Annotated in this window: 18 protein-coding genes; 12 read left to right on the forward strand and 6 right to left on the reverse strand. The window is 63.7% G+C overall.

Annotated features, from left to right (window positions below; genetic code table 11):
• Window positions 1-57: 57 nt before the first annotated feature.
• Complete coding sequence (locus tag FHS78_RS12965) at window positions 58-201, reverse strand: hypothetical protein (protein WP_167094797.1); 144 nt, start codon at window positions 199-201, stop codon at window positions 58-60.
• A 290-nt stretch (window positions 202-491) separates the two neighbouring features.
• Here FHS78_RS12965 and FHS78_RS12970 point away from each other — a divergent pair, with 290 nt between their 5' ends.
• The 3 genes from FHS78_RS12970 to FHS78_RS12980 are packed head-to-tail and all read left to right on the forward strand — an operon-like array spanning window position 492 to window position 3,486.
• The gene (locus FHS78_RS12970; protein WP_167094798.1) at window positions 492-1,088 is read left to right on the forward strand and encodes a shikimate kinase; all 597 of its coding nucleotides are present in this window, start codon (window positions 492-494) and stop codon (window positions 1,086-1,088) included.
• A complete protein-coding gene (aroB, locus tag FHS78_RS12975; RefSeq protein ID WP_167094799.1) occupies window positions 1,085-2,212 on the forward strand; it encodes a 3-dehydroquinate synthase in 1,128 nt (375 codons plus the stop codon). The genes FHS78_RS12970 and aroB overlap by 4 nt, the downstream gene beginning before the upstream one ends.
• Entirely contained in the window at window positions 2,212-3,486 is a 1,275-nt protein-coding gene (locus tag FHS78_RS12980; protein ID WP_167094800.1) for an HlyC/CorC family transporter, read from the forward strand. The genes aroB and FHS78_RS12980 overlap by 1 nt, the downstream gene beginning before the upstream one ends.
• Before the next feature lie 8 nt (window positions 3,487-3,494).
• Here FHS78_RS12980 and FHS78_RS12985 read toward each other — a convergent pair whose 3' ends face one another.
• Entirely contained in the window at window positions 3,495-3,782 is a 288-nt protein-coding gene (locus FHS78_RS12985; RefSeq protein WP_167094801.1) for a BolA family protein, read from the reverse strand.
• 162 nt (window positions 3,783-3,944) lie between these two features.
• On the opposite strand from FHS78_RS12985, the gene FHS78_RS12990 reads away from it, so the two are divergent.
• From FHS78_RS12990 to cobT, 3 genes are all read left to right on the forward strand, one after another.
• Window positions 3,945-4,634, forward strand: coding sequence for a DnaJ domain-containing protein (locus FHS78_RS12990; protein WP_167094802.1), 690 nt, complete (start codon window positions 3,945-3,947; stop codon window positions 4,632-4,634).
• 172 nt (window positions 4,635-4,806) lie between these two features.
• Window positions 4,807-5,802, forward strand: coding sequence for a cobaltochelatase subunit CobS (gene cobS, locus FHS78_RS12995; RefSeq protein ID WP_167094803.1), 996 nt, complete (start codon window positions 4,807-4,809; stop codon window positions 5,800-5,802).
• 43 nt (window positions 5,803-5,845) lie between these two features.
• Window positions 5,846-7,765, forward strand: a complete 1,920-nt coding sequence (gene cobT / locus FHS78_RS13000; protein ID WP_167094804.1) for a cobaltochelatase subunit CobT — start codon at window positions 5,846-5,848, stop codon at window positions 7,763-7,765.
• On the opposite strand, the gene FHS78_RS13005 is transcribed toward cobT, so the two are convergent.
• Window positions 7,749-8,378 (reverse strand): helix-turn-helix transcriptional regulator, encoded by a 630-nt coding sequence (locus FHS78_RS13005; RefSeq protein ID WP_167094805.1) that lies wholly within the window; start codon window positions 8,376-8,378, stop codon window positions 7,749-7,751. The genes cobT and FHS78_RS13005 overlap by 17 nt on opposite strands.
• Window positions 8,379-8,476: 98 nt before the next feature.
• Here FHS78_RS13005 and FHS78_RS13010 point away from each other — a divergent pair, with 98 nt between their 5' ends.
• The 3 genes from FHS78_RS13010 to FHS78_RS13020 all read left to right on the forward strand — a co-directional run bounded on the left by FHS78_RS13010 (window position 8,477) and on the right by FHS78_RS13020 (window position 12,416).
• Window positions 8,477-9,673, forward strand: coding sequence for an MFS transporter (locus FHS78_RS13010; protein WP_167094806.1), 1,197 nt, complete (start codon window positions 8,477-8,479; stop codon window positions 9,671-9,673).
• A gap of 76 nt (window positions 9,674-9,749) precedes the next feature.
• Window positions 9,750-11,165, forward strand: coding sequence for an MATE family efflux transporter (locus FHS78_RS13015; protein WP_167094807.1), 1,416 nt, complete (start codon window positions 9,750-9,752; stop codon window positions 11,163-11,165).
• Between the two features lie 147 nt (window positions 11,166-11,312).
• Entirely contained in the window at window positions 11,313-12,416 is a 1,104-nt protein-coding gene (locus FHS78_RS13020) for an esterase-like activity of phytase family protein (protein WP_167094808.1), read from the forward strand.
• Between the two features lie 66 nt (window positions 12,417-12,482).
• Here FHS78_RS13020 and rpmB read toward each other — a convergent pair whose 3' ends face one another.
• A complete protein-coding gene (gene rpmB, locus FHS78_RS13025) occupies window positions 12,483-12,776 on the reverse strand; it encodes a 50S ribosomal protein L28 (RefSeq protein WP_167094809.1) in 294 nt (97 codons plus the stop codon).
• A 208-nt stretch (window positions 12,777-12,984) separates the two neighbouring features.
• On the reverse strand, window positions 12,985-14,034 hold the full coding sequence (gene meaB / locus FHS78_RS13030; RefSeq protein ID WP_246220492.1) for a methylmalonyl Co-A mutase-associated GTPase MeaB: 1,050 nt from the start codon (window positions 14,032-14,034) through the stop codon (window positions 12,985-12,987).
• A gap of 181 nt (window positions 14,035-14,215) precedes the next feature.
• Between meaB and FHS78_RS13035 the strand changes: the two genes are divergently transcribed.
• Window positions 14,216-15,145, forward strand: a complete 930-nt coding sequence (locus FHS78_RS13035) for a DUF3108 domain-containing protein (RefSeq protein WP_167094810.1) — start codon at window positions 14,216-14,218, stop codon at window positions 15,143-15,145.
• 73 nt (window positions 15,146-15,218) lie between these two features.
• Here the strand turns inward: FHS78_RS13035 and scpA are convergent, their stop codons facing one another.
• Complete coding sequence (gene scpA, locus FHS78_RS13040; RefSeq protein ID WP_167094811.1) at window positions 15,219-17,375, reverse strand: methylmalonyl-CoA mutase; 2,157 nt, start codon at window positions 17,373-17,375, stop codon at window positions 15,219-15,221.
• A gap of 254 nt (window positions 17,376-17,629) precedes the next feature.
• Here scpA and FHS78_RS13045 point away from each other — a divergent pair, with 254 nt between their 5' ends.
• Together FHS78_RS13045 and FHS78_RS13050 are read left to right on the forward strand one after the other, a co-directional pair.
• Window positions 17,630-18,319: an SEL1-like repeat protein gene (locus FHS78_RS13045; protein ID WP_167094812.1), complete on the forward strand. Its 690-nt coding sequence runs from the start codon at window positions 17,630-17,632 to the stop codon at window positions 18,317-18,319.
• A gap of 234 nt (window positions 18,320-18,553) precedes the next feature.
• Entirely contained in the window at window positions 18,554-20,818 is a 2,265-nt protein-coding gene (locus FHS78_RS13050; RefSeq protein WP_167094813.1) for a PAS domain-containing sensor histidine kinase, read from the forward strand.
• Window positions 20,819-20,832 lie beyond the last annotated feature (14 nt).

The raw sequence follows: 20,832 nt of genomic DNA on the forward strand, positions 1-20,832 counted from the left end.
GCCCCTCCCAGCGCGGTGCTGCGGCGGGTCTTCGATCGGCGTGACGCCTCCGTCGGGTTATCGCGGCATGCTGTCATCGGGGATGACCTTTTCCACGGTCTGGGCCTGCGGATGGACTGCCTGTCCGAGATATACGATCCCGGCGCCGAGCGCCGCGACCACGACAATGATTCCGATCAGCGGAAAGGCGCTGCGACCCATTGTGACTAACCTCGTCTAATACGACCGGCCCCGCCTGCCTCATGCCTTTAACATCAGCAACCCGGCTTTTGGCTTGTTTCTTTTTGACCGGTCTCTCCAGAATACGTGCCTAGACGTCCCTTGCGGCGAAATTTAGGCGTGACGCGTGACCCTTGAATGCCTATCTACCCGTTGGCGGGCCTGCATCCATGCTATCAATCGGCTAATATCGGATCGTTAAGGCCCGATCCGGCATTTTAGGAGCCGGATCGGCAGCGCCGCTAAAGCAATTCAGGGTTAATGGCAGGGAAATGGCCGAGAGCGACAGTCAGGTAAGATCACGCGACGGGGCCGCCGAAAACGGCGACGCCCCGCTGCCGCTTGACCGCCGCGCCATCGTCCTTGTGGGCCTCATGGGCGCGGGCAAGACCACGGTGGGCCGGCGCCTGGCGCATCGCCTCGGCCTGGATTTCGTGGACGCCGACGCCGAAATCGAGAAGGCCGCGGGCGAATCCATTCCCGAAATCTTCAAACTCCGGGGCGAAAAGGTCTTCCGCGAGGGCGAAAGGCGGGTCATTTCGCGCCTGCTGGACGACGGCCCCCAGGTTCTGGCCACCGGCGGCGGGGCCTTTATGGACCCCGAAACCCGGGCCGAAATCACGAACAAGGGCGTTTCGGTCTGGCTCAAGGCCGATATCGACGTGCTGATGAAGCGGGTCTCCAAACGGGGCAACCGCCCCCTGCTCAAGACGGCGGACCCGCGCGCCACCATGGAAAAACTGATGGGCGAGCGTTACCCCGTCTATGCGGGCGCGGACATCACGGTGGAAAGCCGCGAGGGCCCGCATGAGGCTGTCGTCGATGCCATCGTCGCGGCGCTCGACGAGTATCGCGAGGCGAAGGCATGACCGGCGAAGCAAGAGACGTGAGAACGGTAAGGGTCGAGCTCGGCGAGCGCGGCTATGACATCCATGTCGGGCCGGGGCTGATCGCGCAGGCGGGCAAATATCTCGAACCGCTGCTGCGCCGCGCGCGCGTCGCCATCGTCACCGACGAAACCGTGGCAAAACACCATCTGCCCGCCCTCGCCGCCTCGCTGGACGAACACGGCATCGCGCATGACGAAATCGTGCTGCCCGCGGGCGAAAGCACCAAATCCTTCGCCCAGCTCGAAAAGCTGACCGAATGGCTGCTCGAAACGGGCGTCGAGCGCGGCGATCTGGTGGTCGCGCTGGGCGGCGGCGTGATCGGCGACCTCACGGGCTTCGCCGCCTCCATCGTGCGGCGCGGCGTCGATTTCGCCCAGATCCCGACCACGCTCCTCTCGCAGGTGGACAGTTCCGTCGGCGGCAAGACGGGCATCAACACGAAACAGGGCAAGAACCTCGCCGGCGCTTTCCATCAGCCGCGCCTCGTTCTCGCCGATACCGACGCGCTGAAGACGCTGCCCATGCGCGACTTCCTCGCCGGCTACGCGGAAGTGCTGAAATACGGCCTCATCAGCGACCGCGACTTCTTCGACTGGCTGGAAGCCAATCTCGACGCGATCAAGGCGGGCGACGATGCCGCGCGCAGCTATGCCATCGTCAAGAGCTGCGAGGCCAAGGCCGCCATCGTCGCGGCGGACGAACGCGAGAGCAATGTCCGCGCCCTGCTCAATCTCGGCCATACATTCGGCCATGCGCTGGAAGCGGCGACCGGGTTCTCCAGCAAGCTCGTCCATGGCGAAGGCGTGGCCGTCGGCATGGCGCTCGCTTTCGACTATTCGACGCGGCTGGGTCTCTGCCCGTCGCAGGACGCCGTGCGGGTTCACCGTCATCTGGAGCGCGCGGGCCTGCCCTGTTCGCTCGCCGACATACCAGGCCCGCTCCCCGATGCCGACGGCCTCATCGCGCTGATGGGACAGGACAAGAAAGTCGTGGACGGCAAGCTGACTTTCATTCTTGTGCGCGGCATCGGCGAAGCCTTCATCACGCGCGACGCAGATCGGGGCACCCTGAAAGCGTTGCTGGGAGAGCGAGAGGCCGCCTGATGATCTTGTCTTTCGGGCTGGGGATGATGGTTTTCGCCATCTTCGTGCTGATCGTCTTCTCCGCCTTCTTTTCCGGGTCCGAAACCGCGCTGACCGCCGCCTCGCGCGCGCGCATGCACCATCTCGACGAGGAGAAGGTCAAACGCGCCAAGATCGTGCTGTCGCTGACGGAAGACCGCGAGCGCCTGCTGGGCGCGCTGCTGCTCGGCAACAATCTGGTGAACATCCTCGCCTCCGCGCTGGCGACGAGCGTCTTCCTCGCGCTGTTCGGCGATGCGGGCGTCGTCTACGCGACGCTGGTCATGACGGCGATCGTGCTGATCTTCGCCGAAGTGCTGCCCAAGACCTACGCCATCACCAACACCGACCGGTTCGCGCTGGCGGTGGCGCCTGTCGTGCGGGTCGTAACCGCGCTCTTTGCGCCGGTGACGGGCGCGGTACAGTTCATCGTGCGCCAGACGCTGCGCATCATGGGCGTCGATGTCAGCGGCACCGACCATGTGCTCTCGCCGCATGAGGAAATCCGCGGCGCCATCAACCTGCACCACCGGGAAGGCGGCGTGGTAAAGGGCGATCGCGACATGCTGGGCGGCATTCTGGATCTGCGCGATCTGGAAGTGAGCGACATCATGGTTCACCGCAAGAACATGACCATGATCGACGCATCGACCCCCAACACCGAAATCATCTCCCATGTGCTGGCAAGCCCGCATACGCGCATCCCGCTATGGCGCGACGAACCGGAAAACATCGTCGGCGTGCTGCACGCCAAAGACCTGTTGCGCGCGCTGGCAGGGGCCGGCTGGGATCCGGAAGCGGTGCAGATTCTCGACATTGCCGCCGAACCATGGTTCGTGCCCGACAGCACCGCGCTTCAGGACCAGCTCAACGCCTTCCTGCGCCGAAAGGCCCATTTCGCCCTTGTCGTCGACGAATACGGCGCGCTGATGGGCCTCATCACACTGGAAGACATTCTGGAGGAAATCGTCGGCGAGATTTCCGACGAACACGATATCGAGGTAACGGGCCTGCGCATTCAGGCCGACGGCTCCATCCTCGCCTCCGGCAGCGTCCCCATCCGCGATATCAACCGCGCGCTGGACTGGCACCTGCCCGACGAGGAAGCCACCACGATAGCGGGCCTGGTCATCCACGAAGCGCAAACCATTCCCGAGGTCGGCCAGGCCTTCACCTTTTACGGCTTCCGCTTCGAAGTCCTGCGGCGTCAGCGCAACCAGATTACGCAGCTGCGCGTCACGCCCGTTACGGTCTAGGCCGCGTCCTAGCGCGCATCGTCCCTTTCGGCTTCCGCAGGCGTCAGCGTCTTCAACGCAAGCGCATGGATGGGATGTCCCATGTCGTCGGCCAGAAGCGACGTCACCATGCGATGCCGCTTTACGCGCGGAACGTCGTTGAACGCCTCGGAGACGATAGTCACATGAAAATGGCTTTCTCCGCCGGGCCGGTGCCCGGCATGCCCCTCATGCAGATGCGACTGGTCCTCGATCACGAGGGTCGAGGGGCTCAACCCCTCTTCGAGCTTACGACGAATGGTTTCGGCAACCGACATATCCGGACCTCTTGAAATCTTCGCTCCTCCAACATGGCCGACGATCCCGGGCATTTGGCAATGATGAGAGGACATTGCGCGCGATCCTTCCTTGTTTAGGCGGGATCGCCAACCCATAATTCCCTTAAGGGACAAACCCGGATTCCCCAAGACGGATACAACGTGAAGCTGAGTTCGAAATATTTCGATTCCATTCGTATCGCACCGCGCAAGCAGAGAGGCATGGAACAGCCGGCCTCGAAACTGCGCGCCGCGCGCCAGCAGCAGCAGCGCCGCCGGTGCGAATGGGCCGGATGCCAGCGGCCGGGCACGCACAGGGCCCCCCGGGTGACGGCGCGCGACCAGAAACCGGGCGAGGAAACCGCGGCTAACGAACAATATGCCTGGTTCTGCGAGGATCACATCCGCGAGTTCAACGCCTCCTACGACTATTTCAAGGGCATGAACGACGCTGAAATCGCCCGTTTCCAGCGCGATGCGGCAACCGGCCACCGGCCGACCTGGGGCCTGGGCGTCAACGCCGCGGCCACGGGCTTCGGCACCCGCGTCAATCCCCGCTACTACAAGGCCGAGACCTATACCGATCCGCACGAGCTTTTCGCCTGGGAAAAGATCCGGCAGGCCTCGCAGGAGGACAGCCGTCCCCGACGTAAACCGCGCACGCTGGAGCGCAAGGCGCTGGACACGCTGGGGCTGGACGAGACCGCGTCCTTGAACGACATCAAGTCAAGGTATAAGGAACTGGTGAAAAGGCATCACCCGGACGCGAATGGTGGCGACCGGTCGGCCGAAGAGCGTTTGCGAAGCGTGATTCAGGCCTACGACTATCTCCGAAAGAGCGGTTTCTGCTAGTCTGCGGCAGATAATGAGCGGCGGAGGCTGGTCGAAAGCCGGCGCCGGCGCATTTGTGCGGCCTTGCGCGAGCGAGGGATCGTTTCGCGACGAGGCCGGAACCGGATCGATTGGATCATAGACGGCGAAAAAGCCGCGGATTGAGAAATTTGAGGCAGGGAAGCAGGTTAGTATGAGCGTCGAACAGGAAAATGGCATCACTGAAATGCTGCCGGACAAGAAAGCCGATGTCCGTGAAGTCTTCAAAATCGATGTCGACATGCAGGTCCCGGCTTTTTCCGAGCCGAACGAATATGTGCCGGATTTCGACCCGGACTATCTGTTCGACCACGACACCACGCTGGCGATCCTTGCAGGCTTTGCCTTCAACCGCCGCGTGATCGTTCAGGGCTATCACGGCACCGGCAAGTCCACCCATATCGAACAGGTGGCCGCCCGCCTCAACTGGCCCTGCGTCCGCATCAATCTGGACAGCCATATCAGCCGTATCGACCTTGTCGGCAAGGACGCCATCGTCCTGAAGGAAGGCAAGCAGATCACCGAATTCCGCGAAGGCATCCTGCCCTGGGCCTGCCAGCATCCCGTGGCGCTCGTCTTCGACGAATACGATGCGGGCCGCCCCGACGTGATGTTCGTGATCCAGCGTGTGCTGGAAGCCTCGGGCAAGCTGACGCTGCTCGACCAGAACCGCGTCATCCGCCAGCATCCGGCCTTCCGGCTCTTCGCGACGGCGAATACCGTCGGCCTCGGCGACACCTCGGGCCTCTATCACGGCACACAGCAGATCAACCAGGCCCAGATGGACCGCTGGAACATCGTCACCACGCTCAACTATCTGGAGCACGATGCCGAAACCGATATCGTGCTGGCCAAGGTGAAGAGCTACAACACCGAAGAAGGCCGCAAGACGGTCTCCGCCATGGTGCGCGTGGCCGATCTTACCCGCTCCGCCTTCATCAATGGCGACATCTCCACCGTGATGAGCCCGCGCACCGTCCTCACCTGGGCGGAAAACGCGGAAATCTTCGGCGGCGATGTGGGCTTTGCTTTCCGCGTCACCTTCCTCAACAAGTGCGACGAGCTGGAACGCGCCACGGTGGCCGAGTTCTACCAGCGCTGCTTCGGCGAGGATCTGCCGGAGTCGGCGGCCAATGTGAAGGTCGCCTGAGCTTCCACTCACTGACACTGCGTCGTTAGGCATCGCACGAGCCATGGCCAAGGAAGGACCGACAGAACCGTTCAAGCGCGCGCTCACCACCGCCATGAAAACCATGTCGGAAGAGCCCGAGCTGAACGTGACCTATGGCACGGAGGCCCCAGGTCTTCGGGGTCTGCGCGCGCGCCTGCCCATGCCGAGCCGTCATCTTCCGCCCGAAGAAGTGGCCCGCGTGCGCGGCGTGTCGGACTCCTATGCGCTGCGCCTCGCCCATCACGACGACAAGACGTCCATCAAGCTGCAGCCCAAGGGCGGCGAGGCGTTGCAGATCTTCGACGCGCTCGAACAGGCCCGCTGCGAAGCCATCGGCGCCACGCAGATGGAAGGCACGGCGCATAACCTCGCCGCCGCGCTTCAGCAGAAGTTCCACGAGCGCGGCTACGAAAAGATCACCTCGCGCGACGAGGCGCCGCTTTCCGAAGCGCTGGCCATGATCGTGCGCGAAAAGCTGACCGGCGAGGCCCCGCCGCCCGCCGCCGAAAAGCTGGTGGCGCAATGGCGCCAGCTCGTCGAGGACAAGGCCGGCGGCTCGCTCGACAACCTGCACGACCTGCTGGACGATCAGACCGGCTTTGCGCGCGCGACGCGCGACCTCCTGCGCGATCTCGATATGGGCGAGGAACTCGGCGAAGACAGCGGCGAGGATTCCGGCGACAACGACGATCAGGAAGGCCAGAGCGAGGAAACCTCCGACGACAGCCAGTCCGGCGAAGCCGAGCAGCCCGAGGGCGCCTCCGCCGATCAGGTCGAATATTCCGAAGGCGAAGGCGAAGAAGGCGACGAGCAGACCGTCGAAGTCGACGCCGACGACATGCCGATGGAAGGCGAGGCGGAAGACGACGAGAGCGAGGGACAACAGCCCTGGCGCCCGAACAATTTCGGCGAGGACAAGAACCAGGCCGCCTACAAGATCTTCACCCAGGCCTATGACGAAACGATCGAGGCCGAGGAACTCTGCGACATCGAAGAACTGACGCGGCTTCGCCAGTATCTCGACCAGCAATTGCAGCAGATGCAGGGCGTCGTCTCGCGCCTGGCCAACAAGCTGCAGCGCCGTCTTCAGGCACAGCAGAACCGTTCATGGGAGTTCGATCTAGAGGAAGGCATGCTGGACACGGCCCGCCTTACCCGCGTCGTCACCGACCCCATGCAGCCGCTCTCCTTCAAGACCGAACGCGATACCGATTTCCGCGACACGGTGGTGACGCTGCTGCTGGACAATTCTGGCTCCATGCGCGGCCGCCCCATCACGGTCGCCGCCATGTGCGCCGACATTCTCGCCCGCACGCTGGAACGCTGCGGCGTGAAGGTGGAAATCCTGGGCTTCACGACCCGCGCCTGGAAGGGCGGCCAGTCGCGCGAGCGCTGGCTTGCGGAAGGCAAGCCCGCCCAGCCCGGCCGCCTCAACGATATCCGCCACATCGTCTACAAATCCGCCGACAGCCCGTGGCGCCGCGCGCGCCGCAATCTCGGCCTGATGATGCGCGAAGGCCTGCTGAAGGAAAACATCGACGGCGAAGCGCTGATCTGGGCGCATAACCGCCTGCTCGGCCGTCCCGAGCAGCGCCGTATCCTGATGGTGATTTCCGACGGTGCGCCGGTCGACGACAGCACGCTGTCGGTGAATGCGGGCAATTATCTGGAAAAGCATCTGCGCAGCGTGATCGAACAGATCGAAACGCTGTCCCCGGTGGAACTCATCGCCATCGGCATCGGCCATGACGTGACGCGCTACTATCGCCGCGCGGTCACCATCGTGGATGCCGAGCAGCTTGGCGGCGCGCTCACCGAAAAGCTCGCCGAACTCTTCGAGGATGAAAGCCAGATGCGCGCCGGTCAGTTGAAGGCGCGCGGCCAGTCGCCGAAAAAGGCCAAGGGGCGCGCAAGCGCCAAGGCGCTCAAGGCTTTTCGCTGATCCGGTAGGCGCACCGCCTGCCGCCCTCGAACAGATATTCCATCCGCTCGATCTCCGCCGAGGGACCCAGCACCGCGCGGAAGATATCGAATTCCGACCGGCAGAAGTTCTGGCAGCTACGCGCCGCCGCGCAGATCGGGCAGTGATCCTCGATCAGCAGATACTCGCCGGGCTCATCGAGCGCCTTCACCCGGGCCATATATCCCTCGCGCGTTCTGAGATCGGCCAGCACCTCCAGCTTGTCGCAAAGCGAGGCGGCGTCCTTCGTCGCATCGCCGTAACTCTTCCGCATCTGCACTTCGCGTTCGGCGATAAGCCTCTCCAGTCCCGCTTCGCCGAAGACCCGGCGCACATCGCCGATCATCTGCGCCACGAGTTCGTCATGCGTATCGGGGAAGCGGTCATGCCCCTTCTGCGTCAGCAACCAGAACTTCTTCGGCCGCCCGACACCTTCAACCCGGTCGAAGGTTTCGACCAGCTCCTCCGCGGCGAGATTGTCCAGATGGCGGCGGGCGCCCATGCCCGTCATGCCGAGTTCCTCCCCCAACATGTCCGCGGTGAGCGGCCCGTCGCGCTTGAGCAGGTTAAGAATACGGTCGGCTGAAGGACTCATGGTTCGGCAAGGCTCCCTTACGCGGCATCTCGGAAACGCGCTTTATTTTATAAACTATTTAGTTTATTTATCAATTCCCATTTCGCGAGTATCCCCCGATGACAGCCACACCCCTGCACCCGCCCTCCTCCATGCCTCCCGCCCACCGGCGGAGCCTCGTGGCCGCCATTGCCTCCATGGGCTTCGTCAACCTCACCATGGGGATCACCTTTCCGCTCACCGCCATCATCCTCGCCCGGCAAGGCGTCTCGCCGGCCATGATCGGCCTCAATACCGCCGCCCAGGCGCTGCCGGTCTTCTTCGTCACCCCGCTCGTGCCCCGGGCCATCGCCCGGCTCGGCCCGGCGAACCTCATGATCGTCGCCATTCTGACGGCCGCTCTCGCCCTGCTGCTGATGGCGCTCTATCCCAACCTCCACGCCTGGTTTCCCCTGCGCTTCCTGCTGGGCGTGGGCGGCACGATCCTCTGGGGCTCGAGCGAGGCCTGGATCAACGCACTCGCCCCCGACGAGAGGCGCGGACGAATCGTGGGCATCTATGGCGCCGCCGCCGCGACCGGCTTCGCATTGGGGCCGGCAACGCTCGCCGTGATGGGAACCGACGTAACGCCGCTTTTCTTCGCCAGCGCCATGCTGGTGCTGGCGGCTTTCCTGACTGCGACCGCCGACCGCAAGACCAATCTTTTCGCAGGCGAGGCGACGGGCAGCGCCATGTGGCGCCTCCTCCTCATCGCGCCCGCCGCGCTCCTCGTGAACTTCTTCTTCGCCGCCTCCGAAGAAGCGCTCGTCACCTTCTTCCCGCTCTATTCGATGAAACTGGGCATGGGCGAGGATGCGGCCGTCTCGCTCCTCACCATCTCGGCCATCGGCGCCATCTTCGTGCAGCCGCTGGTCGGCATGATCGCAGACAAGGTGAACGCCTATGCCTTCATGACGCTTCTCGTCATTCTCTCCATCGCCGGCTACGCGGCGTTACCCTTCTTCCTGCCGGGTTTCATCGCCACCGCCATCGCCGTCTTCGTGGTGGTCGGCTTTGCCAACGGCCTTTTCACCCTCGGCATGGTGGTGGTGGGACAGACTTTCTCCGGCCGGGAGCTGGCCGGCGCTTCGGCCTTCACCACTGCCATGTGGGGCACGGGCGCTCTCTGCGGCGCCCCCTTTTCCGGCTGGCTGATGCAGCTCTGGGATCCGCACGGGCTGGTGCTGGCCGTATGCCTTATCTATCTGATCTACCTGCCCTTCCCGCTCGTCGCATGGCTGAGGGGGTCAGCGCGAAGACCGCTCAAAAAAACGTGACCCGTCCGATTGCGCCTTGCCAGCGGCTTTCAACCGAGTAATCTGCCCGGCTTTTTTCCGCGCAACGGACGGGTCCATGTCTTTCGCTTCTGCCATATCGAATCCGGCACTTCGTCCCTGGCGGGTCGAGGCGAAGGCGACGATCGTCCTGGCCTGGCCGCTGATCCTCACCAATCTTGCCCAGATTCTCGTCAACTCGACGGATGTGCTGATGATGGGATGGCTGGGACCGGAGGAGCTGGCCGCCGGTGCGCTGGCCTTCAACGTCTATTTCGCCTTCCTCATGTTCGGCATCGGCCTCGTCAATGCGAGCGCGCCGCTGATGGCTTCCGAACTCGGCAGACGCAATCACGCGGTCCGCGAAGTCCGCCGGACGGTGCGCCAGACCTTGTGGACCTGCATCGCCATAACGCTGCCGGTCTGGGTCGCGCTCTGGAACACGGAAGCGATCCTGCTCGCCCTGGGTCAAAACCCGAAGGTCGCCGCCCAGGCGACCGCCTATATGCACGCGCTGCAATGGGCCTATCTGCCCTCGCTGGCCTATCTGACGCTGCGCTCCTTCCTGTCCGTGCTGCAGCGGCCGCGCTGGGCGCTCGCAGTCGGCACGAGCGCCATTGCGGTCAACGCCTTTGCCAACTGGTGCCTGATGTTCGGCAATTTCGGGGCGCCAGCTCTCGGCCTTGTCGGCGCGGGCATCGCCAGCTTCATCACCTCGCTCTTCACCCTCGGCGCGCTGACGCTCGTGGTGCTGAGCGACCGGCAGTTCCGCCGCTACCACCTGTTCGGACGGTTCTGGCGCGCCGACTGGGTACGCTTTCGCGCGATCTGGACGGTCGGCCTGCCGATCGCTCTCACCGTGACGTTCGAGGTGACCGTATTCAGCGCCGCCGCGTTCCTGATGGGGTTGATAGACACCGTGTCGCTGGCCGCCCATACCATCGCCCTGCAACTCTGCGCGGTGAGCTTCATGGTGCCGCTCGGCTTTGCCCAGGCCGCGACCGTGCGCGTGGGGCGGGCCTATGGCGCGAACGACGAGGCCGCCATGTCGCGCGCGGGCTGGACCCCCTTCATCATGGGCATTGCCTTTATGGGCGTGACGGCGGTCTTCATGATTTCGGCGCCGCACCTGCTGATCGGCGCCTTTCTGGATTTTGCCGATCCCGCAAACGCGCGCGTGATCCCTCTCGCCGTCAGCTTCCTCTTCATCGCCGCGCTCTTTCAGGTCTTCGACGGAGCGCAGGTCATCGGCGCCGGCATGCTGCGCGGCCTTCAGGATACGCGCGTCCCGATGATCTATGCCGCGCTCGGCTACTGGATCGGCGGCCTCGGCGTGGGCGCGCTCCTCGCCTTTCCCCTCGGCATGGCCGGTCTCGGTGTCTGGATCGGTCTGGCCAGCGGACTGGCCATCGTGTCGGCCCTGCTGATCGCGCGCTGGATAAGACGCGACCGCCTGCGCCTCACCTTGCCGCCCTGGGCACGAAATCCGGCGTGACGGACATTGCAGCATACGCGCTCGCCGATATGATGACCGACACAGTCCAATCGTCCGCGCGCAAAGCGGACAGCCTCAACATGATGGTGAGAAAAATTGCGTGAACTCTGCTGGAGGGTCACTCGCTGCGTCGCGATTGTCCTTTGCATGGCAAGCGGCGTCAGCGGCTCCGCATTTGCGGATGGTGAAATCGATGTGGAAGCCCATCCCCTCGCCTGGAACCCGGACAACCGACAGGAGACCAGAACCGGCGACCTCGAATGGGCCGGCGGCGTGGAGCTGACCTCGTCCGACGGGGATTTCGGCGGATGGTCGGGGCTCTCGGTCAGCGCGGACGGAAGCCGCCTTCTCGCCATTTCCGACACGGGCCGCTGGCTGAGCGGCCGGATTCTTTATGACGAAAGAGGCCGGATCTACGGCATCGCCGATGCGCGTCTGGCGCCCATGCTGGGCCTCGACGGCAAGCCTGTTTCCGACATAAAGCAGCTCGGCGACGCGGAAGGCCTCACCGTGGATGGCGACGACCCGCTCGCCTCGCAGGCCTATGTGAGCTTCGAGCGCGCCCACCGCATCTGGAAATACGACATTGCCAATCACGCGCTGGCGGCAAAACCCCTGCAGCTCCTTACCCAGCGCCGTCTCGGCCGCCTCTCCTTCAATGGCGGCATCGAGGCGCTCGCCTGGCATCCGGCGCGGCCGGGAAAGGACGATGCCGGTCTCGTCGCCATCACCGAGGACACGCTGGACCCGCGCGGCAATATCCGCGCCTTTCTGGCCGAGGGCCGCGATTTCCAGCGTTTCGAGGTGAAACCGCGCGCACCCTACAAGCCCACGGACCTCACCCGGTTGCCCAATGGCGACTACCTGTTGCTGGAGCGGCGCTTCTCCATCATCGGCGGCGTCGGCATGGAGATACGCTATCTGAAGAACGACCGTCTCACGCCGGGCGCTCTCGTCGACGGCCCGGTCCTCATCGATGTCGGCCAGAGCTATTCCATCGACAATATGGAAGGCATTTCCGCGCGCGGCGACGGCAAGGGCGGCGCCTGGATCTATCTGATCTCGGACGACAATTTCAATCCGATCCAGCGCACCCTGCTGCTCATGTTCCACCTGCCGGCGGACAGGATGAACCGGCTCAGTGGCGCTCCGCAATCGGGAGAGGCCGCGGAGCCGCCCCTCAGAGGGGCTCAATCGGCCGACACGCCCGCGCCGACACCGGACGCACAGGCGCAGCCCGTTCCGGACTGACCGCCCGAACGAAAAAGGCCGCCCCGAAAGGGCGGCCTTTTTACCGAATGTCGTTTCGGCGGCCCGTCAGGCGGCGGCGGTCGCCTGCTTCTTGGCGATGGCACGCTTCAGCTTCAGCGCACGCTGCGAAAGCTGGTCGTCCGAGGCGTTGAGCAGGAACAGGTCCAGACCGCCCTTATGCTCCACCGAGCGCAGCGCATGCGCGGAGACGCGCAGGGACACCTGCTGGCCCAGCGCATCGCTCAACAACGACACCTGACACAGATTCGGCAGAAAGCGACGACGCGTCCGGTTGTTCGCGTGGCTCACATTGTTGCCGGACATCACACCTTTGCCGGTCAGTTCGCAGCGGCGGGACATAGGGTTATTCCTCGAACATCGGGACGGCGATCACCTTTGAAACCGGCGACCTGCTTTAACGCCCCTGGTTGATACTGGGTTTCGGTCAAATATGTCGGGGCGCCGCGGATATCCGCGCGCCACCTGAGCGGGGACGTATAAAAGGCGCTTCAGGCCCCGTCAAGGCCGGAGAACGCCGAAAACCGGCCAATCCCCGGAATCCGCGTCATCAATCCGCCAACGGCACCTCAACGCCCAGGACAATGGACAAAAGCCGCCGCGCGGCGGCGGTCGGGGTCTCCCGGCCCTCCGAAACGGCCGCTTCCAGCTCCGGCACCAGCCGGGAGGCTTCCGGATGGGCTTTCAGCGCCGAGAACAGGCCTTCCCGGACCTCCGTCCACATCCAGGCCCTCGCCTGGGCGGCCCGCAGCGCATCGAGCTCGCCTTCCGCCTGAAGCGCCTCCCGGTGGCGCTTGATCGCGTCCCAGACGCCTTCCAGCCCCTCATTCCTGAGGGCGGAGCAAAGCTGCACCTCGGGCGTCCAGGCAGCGTATTTGGGCCGCATCAGGTGAAGCGCGGTCTTGTATTCCATGCTGGCACGCTTGGCGGCGGGCAGCATGTCGCCGTCGGCCTTGTTGACCACGATAAGATCGGCAAGCTCCATGATGCCGCGCTTAATGCCCTGAAGCTCGTCCCCGCCGCCCGGCGACAAGAGCAGCAGGAACATGTCCACCATGTCGGAAACCGCCGTCTCCGACTGCCCCACGCCCACCGTCTCGATCAGGATGACGTCGAAGCCCGCTGCTTCCGCCAGCAGCATGGCCTCTCGCGTCCGCCGCGCCACGCCGCCCAGCGTACCGCCCGAAGGCGAGGGCCGGATAAAGGCATTAGGATCGCGCGCCAGAAGCTCCATCCGCGTCTTGTCGCCCAAGATGGACCCGCCTGTGCGCGACGAGGACGGATCGATGGCAAGCACCGCCACGCGATGCCCCTTGGCCGTCAGCATGGTCCCGAAGGCTTCGGTGAAGGTGGATTTGCCGACGCCCGGCGCGCCTGAAAGCCCCATGCGTATGGCTTTGCCCGTATCCGGCAAAAGCAGGGCCAGAAGCGCCTGCGCCTTTTCCTGATGATCGGCCCTTGCCGATTCCACCAGCGTGATGCCGCGCGCCAGCGCGGAGCGGCTGCCCGCCCTGATCGCCTCGGCGATCTCGCCCGGATCGGTGCTGCGTCGGTCGAAAGGCTGCGTGTCGGCCTTCATGGCGCCGGAATCTCTCGTCATCCTCGTTGCATAACCGTGCCCCGCGCCGCCGTCCAGTCCCCGGAAGCGGCCGGAAACGGGGAAATCGCGCCGTTCAGCGGCGGTTCAGCTTCATTTCGCCATTCTTGAAAGCTGAAATAGGATGATTGCCGGACCTTCGGGCCGGAAAATACGAAAGGGCCGCAACGTCATGTGGCGAGTTTTGACCGGAAACAGCGTATCGGCGCTGGCACTCACGGGGCTCCTTCTGGGAAGCGCCGGGCTTGCCCATGCCGAGCCGAATACGGCCGAAACGAAAATGGCCTCGGTGGACATGACGGCCACCCCTCTTTCGCGTCCGCAAACCCAACCGGATCGAAAGAGCGGTCGTTCGCTCCGGGCCGGATATACGGTCTATGTCGGCGGCTTCCTCGTCGCCAGGGGCACGCTCGACACCTGGATCGGCGGCGACAACTACAAGATGCGCGCGCAGCTTGGCGCGGCGGGGCTGCCCGCCGCCTTCTGGGACGGGCATTGGGACATCGGTGCGGAAGGCGCGGTCGACGGCTTGCAGGTCAAGCCGCAGCGCTATGTCTTCGTCTCCCGCGAAAACGACAAGACCAAGACCCGCCTCATGTCGTGGGACGCATCCGGCATGCCGGAAACCCGCAACGATCCCCCCGAGGGCAAGATCTCCGTCCTGCCGGGCGAACGGCGCAATACCCGCGATCCGGTGAGCGCGCTTCTCGTACCCGTCGCCGGAACCCGGAACCCCTGCGACCGCACGATCCGGATTTTCGACGGCAAGCGGCGCTACGACATCAAGCTGAGCAAGGACCGCGAAACCGAGATCACGACCCGCGACCGCGGCTATTCGGGGCATGCCATCGTCTGCAAGGCCGCCTTCACGCCCAAGACGGGGACGGAGCGAAAGAAGTTCACCCAGATGCTCCGCCGCGACCGGGCGACGGAAGTCTGGCTCGCCCCGCTCGAGAAGGGCCGCCTCTACCTGCCGATCAAGCTGAAGATGCGCACGCCCATCGGCGGTGCGGTATTGGAGCTGGTAAGCCTTGAGCCCCATGGCTGGGATCGCCTGCCGCCCGTACCGAAGAAGTTCAGCCAGGCGGACAAGGCAACAGACGGCGCCGAATAATCCTCAACAAAAAAGCCGGGGTGTGTTCCCCGGCTTTTCACATTTCACAGTCTCCCGGATGAAATCCGGATACTCAGGCTGCCTGCGAGCGCTTCTCGCGGATGATCGACAGGACTTCCGCCGCGCATTCGGGAATATTCGTGCCGGGCCCGAAAATGGCCGATGCGCCCGCCTTGCGCAGGAATTCGTAATCCTGCTGCGGAATGACACCGCCGCAAATGATGACGATGTCGTCCGCGCCCTGTTCCTTCAACGCCTTGGAAAGGGCGGGCACAAGCACCTTGTGCCCCGCGGCAAGGCTCGAAATGCCGATGACATGCACGTCGTTCTCGATGGCCTCGCGGGCCGCCTCTTCCGGCGTCTGGAAGAGCGGCCCCACATCGACGTCGAAACCGAGATCGGCAAAGGCCGTCGCGATCACCTTGGCGCCCCGGTCATGGCCGTCCTGCCCCATCTTCACCACCAGCATGCGGGGACGCCGGCCCTCGGCCTCGGCAAAGGCTTCGATATCGTTCTGAATGTTCATGAAGCGATCGTCTCCTTCATAGGCGGAACCGTAGACGCCCGAGATGGATTTGATCTCGGCGCGGTGACGGCCGAACACGGCCTCCATCGCATCGGAGATTTCGCCGACCGTGGCGCGGGCGCGCGCCGCCTCGATGGCAAGCTCGAGCAGATTGCCGCCCGATTTCGCGCCCGCCGTCAGCGCCTCGAGCGCCGCCTTGCATTTCGCTTCGTCACGTTCCTCGCGCAGCTTTTTGAGACGTGCCACCTGCGAGGTCAGCACCTTCGTATTGTCGATGTCGAGAATGTCGATCGGATCCGGCTCGGCGGGGCGATACTTGTTCACACCGACGATCACTTCTTCGCCACGGTCGATACGCGCCTGCCGGCGGGCAGCCGCCTCTTCGATCTTGAGCTTGGGCATACCGCTCTCGACCGCCTTGGTCATACCGCCCAGTTCCTCGACCTCGCCAATGAGCTTCCAGGCTTCCTCGGCCAGCGAATGGGTCAGCGTCTCGATGTAGTAGGAGCCGCCCAGCGGATCGATGACATTGGTGATGCCGGTTTCGTGCTGGATGACGAGCTGCGTGTTGCGCGCAATACGGGCCGAGAAATCCGTCGGCAGCGCAATCGCCTCATCGAGCGCATTGGTATGGAGGCTCTGCGTACCGCCCAGCACCGCGGCCATGGCCTCGATGGTTGTGCGGATGACGTTGTTGTAGGGATCCTGCTCGGTCAGCGACACGCCGGAAGTCTGACAATGCGTGCGCAGCATGGAGGATTTCGGGTTCTGCGGCTTGAACTCCGACATCACCCGCGCCCAGAGAAGACGCGCGGCGCGCAGCTTGGCCACTTCCATGAAGAAATTCATGCCGATGGCGAAGAAGAAGGACAGGCGCGGCGCAAAATCGTCCACGCCCAGCCCGGCGGAAAGCGCGGCGCGCACATATTCCCGGCCGTCGGCAATGGTAAAGGCCAGCTCCTGCACCTGCGTCGCACCGGCTTCCTGCATGTGATAGCCGGAAATCGAGATGGTGTTGAAACGCGGCATGTTCTTCGAGCAATAGCCGATAATGTCCGCGATGATCCGCATGGAAGGTTCCGGCGGATAGATATAGGTGTTGCGGACCATGAACTCCTTCAGAATGTCGTTCTGAATGGTGCCCGACAGCTTGTCCTGGGAAACGCCCTGCTCTTCCGCGGCGACGATATAGTTCGCCATGACCGGGATCACAGCGCCGTTCATCGTCATCGACACCGACATCTCGTCGAGCGGGATACCGTCGAAGAGGATCTTCATGTCCTCCACGCTGTCGATCGCCACGCCCGCCTTGCCGACATCGCCGACCACGCGCGGATGGTCGCTGTCATAGCCGCGGTGGGTCGCAAGGTCGAAAGCGACCGACAGGCCCTTCTGCCCGGCGGCGAGATTGCGGCGATAAAAGGCATTGGATTCTTCGGCCGTGGAAAAACCCGCATACTGACGGATGGTCCAGGGGCGCCCCGCATACATGGTCGCCTGCGGCCCTCGCGTGTAGGGCGCAAAGCCGGGCAGCGTATCGGCATCGAAACCCTGGGCGGCGAGCTTTTCCAGATCCTCGGCCGTGTAGAGCGCCTTGACGTCGATCCCTTCGGGCGTATGCCAGACAAGGCTTTCCGAACCGGCTCCCTTGGTCTGCTTGCCAACCGCCTCTTCCCAGTCTTTCAACGTCTTTTTATCGGCCATGGTTACTGTCCCGTGCGAACGCCGCTGCGGCCGGTGGAGCCACAGGTATCATCCTGAAATTTGGCGCGGAGTATCGACAATCGGGCCCAGCCGGTCAAACCGCCGCCTTACCCCGCCCTCAAAAGCAACGCGCCGCAGCGTCAGCGCATCGCAGCCTGAGGATATTCCTGAAAATATCGTCACCATATCACCCTTCGAAAACCGCCCCACAGCCTGTATGGTCTCGCTCGAATTGAAAGGTGGGAGAAATCGGAATGCTTAATAAGGGCAATCGGCTGGCCTTGACCCTGATCGTGCTTGTGGCCGCGTCGCTGGGCGTGACCGCCTGCAGCGACTCTCCCGGCTCCATGCGCCGGACCAAGGACGGCAAACTCGTCCCCACGCTCGCCGGCCAGGACCCGTTGGGCACGCTCTATGCCAGCTCGGTCCAGAAAGCCGAAAGAGGCGATTGCAACCAGGAAACCATGGATGTGCTGACCTGCTTCGCCTATCGCGGCCATGGCTATGAAGGCGCCCAGACCGCGCTCGGCCAGTGCCTGATCCGCAAGGGCGACGAGGCCTCCGGCATCCAGTGGATCCAACGCGCCGCCAATGCCGGCTGGGCGGACGCGCAAAAGACCCTTGCCCTGCACTACGCAAGCGACGGCGCCGACGCCCCGTCCGCCATGGTAAAAGGCGCGTTCTGGGCACGCCTGTACAGCCGCAACGCATCCCTTCTTTCCCTCGGCGTCACGCCGGACCCCGATGTCACGGACAAATATCGGGGAAAACTGACCACCGCCCAGGCCACCACCGTTCTGGACCGCCTTAACGCCTGGTATCCGGAGTACTGGACGGCCACCAGCCTGCCGGATCAAAGGGTCCGCGCATCCTGTCAGGTCGAAAGCCGGCCCCGGGCGCGCCCGGATCTGGACGAGCTCAGAACCGTCCCCAATCCGTATTAAGGCAAGACCACACGGGCGGGCCCCGTTCAGGGAAACTTTACGTCTTGTAATTACCACTTGAGGGCTGGGCAATCTGGATCGGAAGGGCCCGTCCCGATGGAGGAAAAGGCGCGAAAAAGGCAGAAGGAAAACGCATTGCCGCGTTTCCCTGTCATGCTGCCCGGCGCCAGGGCGGAAAATGCCGATATCGGCGACGGAGAAAGAAATGCAATCCGGCGAGAGCAGATTGCATCGATGATCCGTGCCTATCGGCACTTTCCCTTCCTGTTTCCCACGGTCAGCGCAGGGTTCATTCTCGCGCTGGAAAGCCGTTTCAGCTTCGGCACCCTCATGATCTGGTGGCTGGGCATTGCCGCGGCGTCGCTCGCCTATGCGCTGCTGACGGACCGCATGTTCAGGCAGGGACTTTATTCCCGCGACTGGTCCACCCCCATGCTGCTCTGCCTGATGGCCACGGACGTCACCTGGCTTCCCGGCATATATCTCTTCTGGGTTCCCGAAGCGCCGCTTCAGTGCATCACGCTGATCGTCGCCCTGCTGATCGTGGTGATCCTGTCCGTCTTTACCGGCAACGCCACACGCAAGACGCTGTTCGGCGCATCCGCGCCCGCCATGATGGCAGCTCTCATCGCCGGCGCCGCATCGGAAGAGCCGGTCTTCATGATGATGTCTTTCGGTTTTCTGCCCGCCTATGGCTTCCTGCTTCACATTGCGGACAACACCCGGCGCGCCGATTTCGAAACGCTGTCGCTGCGCATCAGCAATGCAAAGCTGATCAAGGACCTTGCCGCCGCCCGCGACCGGTCGGAAGCCGCGCGGCGGAACGCCGAAACAGCCTATCAACGCAGCCATCGCGACGAAGCGCAGTTCAGGTCGCTGGTCGAGAAGGGCTTCGACGCGCTCGTCATCACCGACCGGAACGGTATCGTCAAATTCGCCTCGCAGGGCATCAGAGAACTTGGATATATCCCGGAAGACATGCGCGGAAAGTATCTGAGGGACCAGATGCCGGAGGAGCAGAAGGTGCCGATAGACGAGGCGCTGCGTTCCGCCATTTCCGCGGAAGCGCCCGCCGAACTCGTCGAACTGCTCCTGCGCGATCCGACCACCGGAAAATTTCGCTGGATCGAAGCCTCCGCCATCAATCTGCTCGACGACCCGGCGGTGAACGGCATCCTTATCAATGTCCGCGACATCTCCCACCGAAAGCGCACGGAGAACGAACTACGTCACCAGTTCAACGTGTTGCAGAAACTCGCGACCGGCGCCTCGCTGACCGAGATCATGGTCCAGCTGGCGCAGGGCGCGGAAGAAACCACGCCCGACAGCCGGGCCGTCGTCTTCCTCGTGAACGGTCAGGGGAACCTGACCACATGCGCCGCGCCCAGCATGCCGGAGGATTTCGCAGATTCCATTACGAGTATCTGGCCGCATCTGAGGAACGGGAGTTTCGGCGCCGCGACCATGCGAGGCGAACCGATCGTGGAAACGGATCTTCGCTCGCGTGAGAAGCACGGGAAAACGATTGCCGATTTCAGCGCCGGCGCGGACGTTCAGACGATCTGGTTTCAGCCCATCCTCATTGGGAAGGGAAATGTCGCGGGCGCCTTTGCGCTCTATTTCCGCGACAATCGCTGGCCTTCCGACGCGGACAATCATTTTCTCCAGGGCGCGGCCAATATCGCCGGCATCACCATCGAGCGTCGCCGCGCCGAGCAGAACCTGCGGCGCGCCACCGAAGCCGCCGAGCTGGCCAACCGTGCGAAAACGAAGTTCCTCGCCAATATGAGTCATGAACTGCGGACGCCGCTCAACGCAATCATCGGCTTTTCCGAAATCATGCGCGAAGAGATGTTCGGCCCCGTCGGCACCGAGGTCTACAAGAACTACGCCGCCGATATCCATGACAGCGGACGCCATCTCCTGAGCGTCATCGACGACATTCTCGATATCTCGAAAATCGAGGCCGGGCGCTACACGCTGGAAGAGAGCGAACTCGACCTGAGCGAGGTCATCGCCTGGTCCATCGAACTGACGCGCCCGAAAGCGCAGGAAAAGCGGCTGACGATCCGTCGCGAAGTGCCGCCGCAGACGCCGCATTTCCTGGGCGACCAGAGAGCCTTGCGCCAGATCCTGCTGAACCTCCTCTCCAATGCGATCAAGTTCACGCCCGAGGACGGCGCCGTCCATGTGGGGCTGGAAGAAGCTCCCGAAGGCGGCCTCACCCTCTATGTCCGCGACAACGGCGCCGGCATACCGTCCGAAAAGCTGAAGGAAGTCATGGAGCCTTTCGCTCAGGTGGGCGACACCACGTCGCGCGAGCATGGCGGCACGGGGCTGGGGCTTTCCATCACCCGTTCCCTGGCGGAGATGCATGGCGGATCGCTGACGCTGGAAAGCGAACTGGGCCGCGGCACGAGAGTGGCCGTCAACCTTCCCGCCTCCCGTCTGATCCCGCCGTCCCAAACCCCGAAAATAGGAACGGCCGCAATCGGCTGACGCCGAATGCGACC

It is taken from the genome of Parvibaculum indicum, assembly GCF_011762095.1.
Taxonomy (GTDB): Bacteria; Pseudomonadota; Alphaproteobacteria; order Parvibaculales; family Parvibaculaceae; genus Parvibaculum; species Parvibaculum indicum.

Coding starts and splice junctions, on each gene's coding strand:
- FHS78_RS13005 (WP_167094805.1), bottom strand. CDS start 8,378: ATGAGTCCTTCAGCCGACCGTATTCTTAACCTGCTCAAGCGCGACGGG.
- cobS (WP_167094803.1), top strand. CDS start 4,807: ATGAGCGTCGAACAGGAAAATGGCATCACTGAAATGCTGCCGGACAAG.
- FHS78_RS13045 (WP_167094812.1), top strand. CDS start 17,630: ATGCTTAATAAGGGCAATCGGCTGGCCTTGACCCTGATCGTGCTTGTG.
- FHS78_RS13010 (WP_167094806.1), top strand. CDS start 8,477: ATGACAGCCACACCCCTGCACCCGCCCTCCTCCATGCCTCCCGCCCAC.
- scpA (WP_167094811.1), bottom strand. CDS start 17,375: ATGGCCGATAAAAAGACGTTGAAAGACTGGGAAGAGGCGGTTGGCAAG.
- FHS78_RS13050 (WP_167094813.1), top strand. CDS start 18,554: ATGATCCGTGCCTATCGGCACTTTCCCTTCCTGTTTCCCACGGTCAGC.
- FHS78_RS12980 (WP_167094800.1), top strand. CDS start 2,212: ATGATCTTGTCTTTCGGGCTGGGGATGATGGTTTTCGCCATCTTCGTG.
- FHS78_RS12985 (WP_167094801.1), bottom strand. CDS start 3,782: ATGTCGGTTGCCGAAACCATTCGTCGTAAGCTCGAAGAGGGGTTGAGC.
- FHS78_RS13020 (WP_167094808.1), top strand. CDS start 11,313: ATGGCAAGCGGCGTCAGCGGCTCCGCATTTGCGGATGGTGAAATCGAT.
- FHS78_RS12970 (WP_167094798.1), top strand. CDS start 492: ATGGCCGAGAGCGACAGTCAGGTAAGATCACGCGACGGGGCCGCCGAA.
- meaB (WP_246220492.1), bottom strand. CDS start 14,034: ATGACGAGAGATTCCGGCGCCATGAAGGCCGACACGCAGCCTTTCGAC.
- aroB (WP_167094799.1), top strand. CDS start 1,085: ATGACCGGCGAAGCAAGAGACGTGAGAACGGTAAGGGTCGAGCTCGGC.
- FHS78_RS12965 (WP_167094797.1), bottom strand. CDS start 201: ATGGGTCGCAGCGCCTTTCCGCTGATCGGAATCATTGTCGTGGTCGCG.
- rpmB (WP_167094809.1), bottom strand. CDS start 12,776: ATGTCCCGCCGCTGCGAACTGACCGGCAAAGGTGTGATGTCCGGCAAC.
- cobT (WP_167094804.1), top strand. CDS start 5,846: ATGGCCAAGGAAGGACCGACAGAACCGTTCAAGCGCGCGCTCACCACC.
- FHS78_RS13015 (WP_167094807.1), top strand. CDS start 9,750: ATGTCTTTCGCTTCTGCCATATCGAATCCGGCACTTCGTCCCTGGCGG.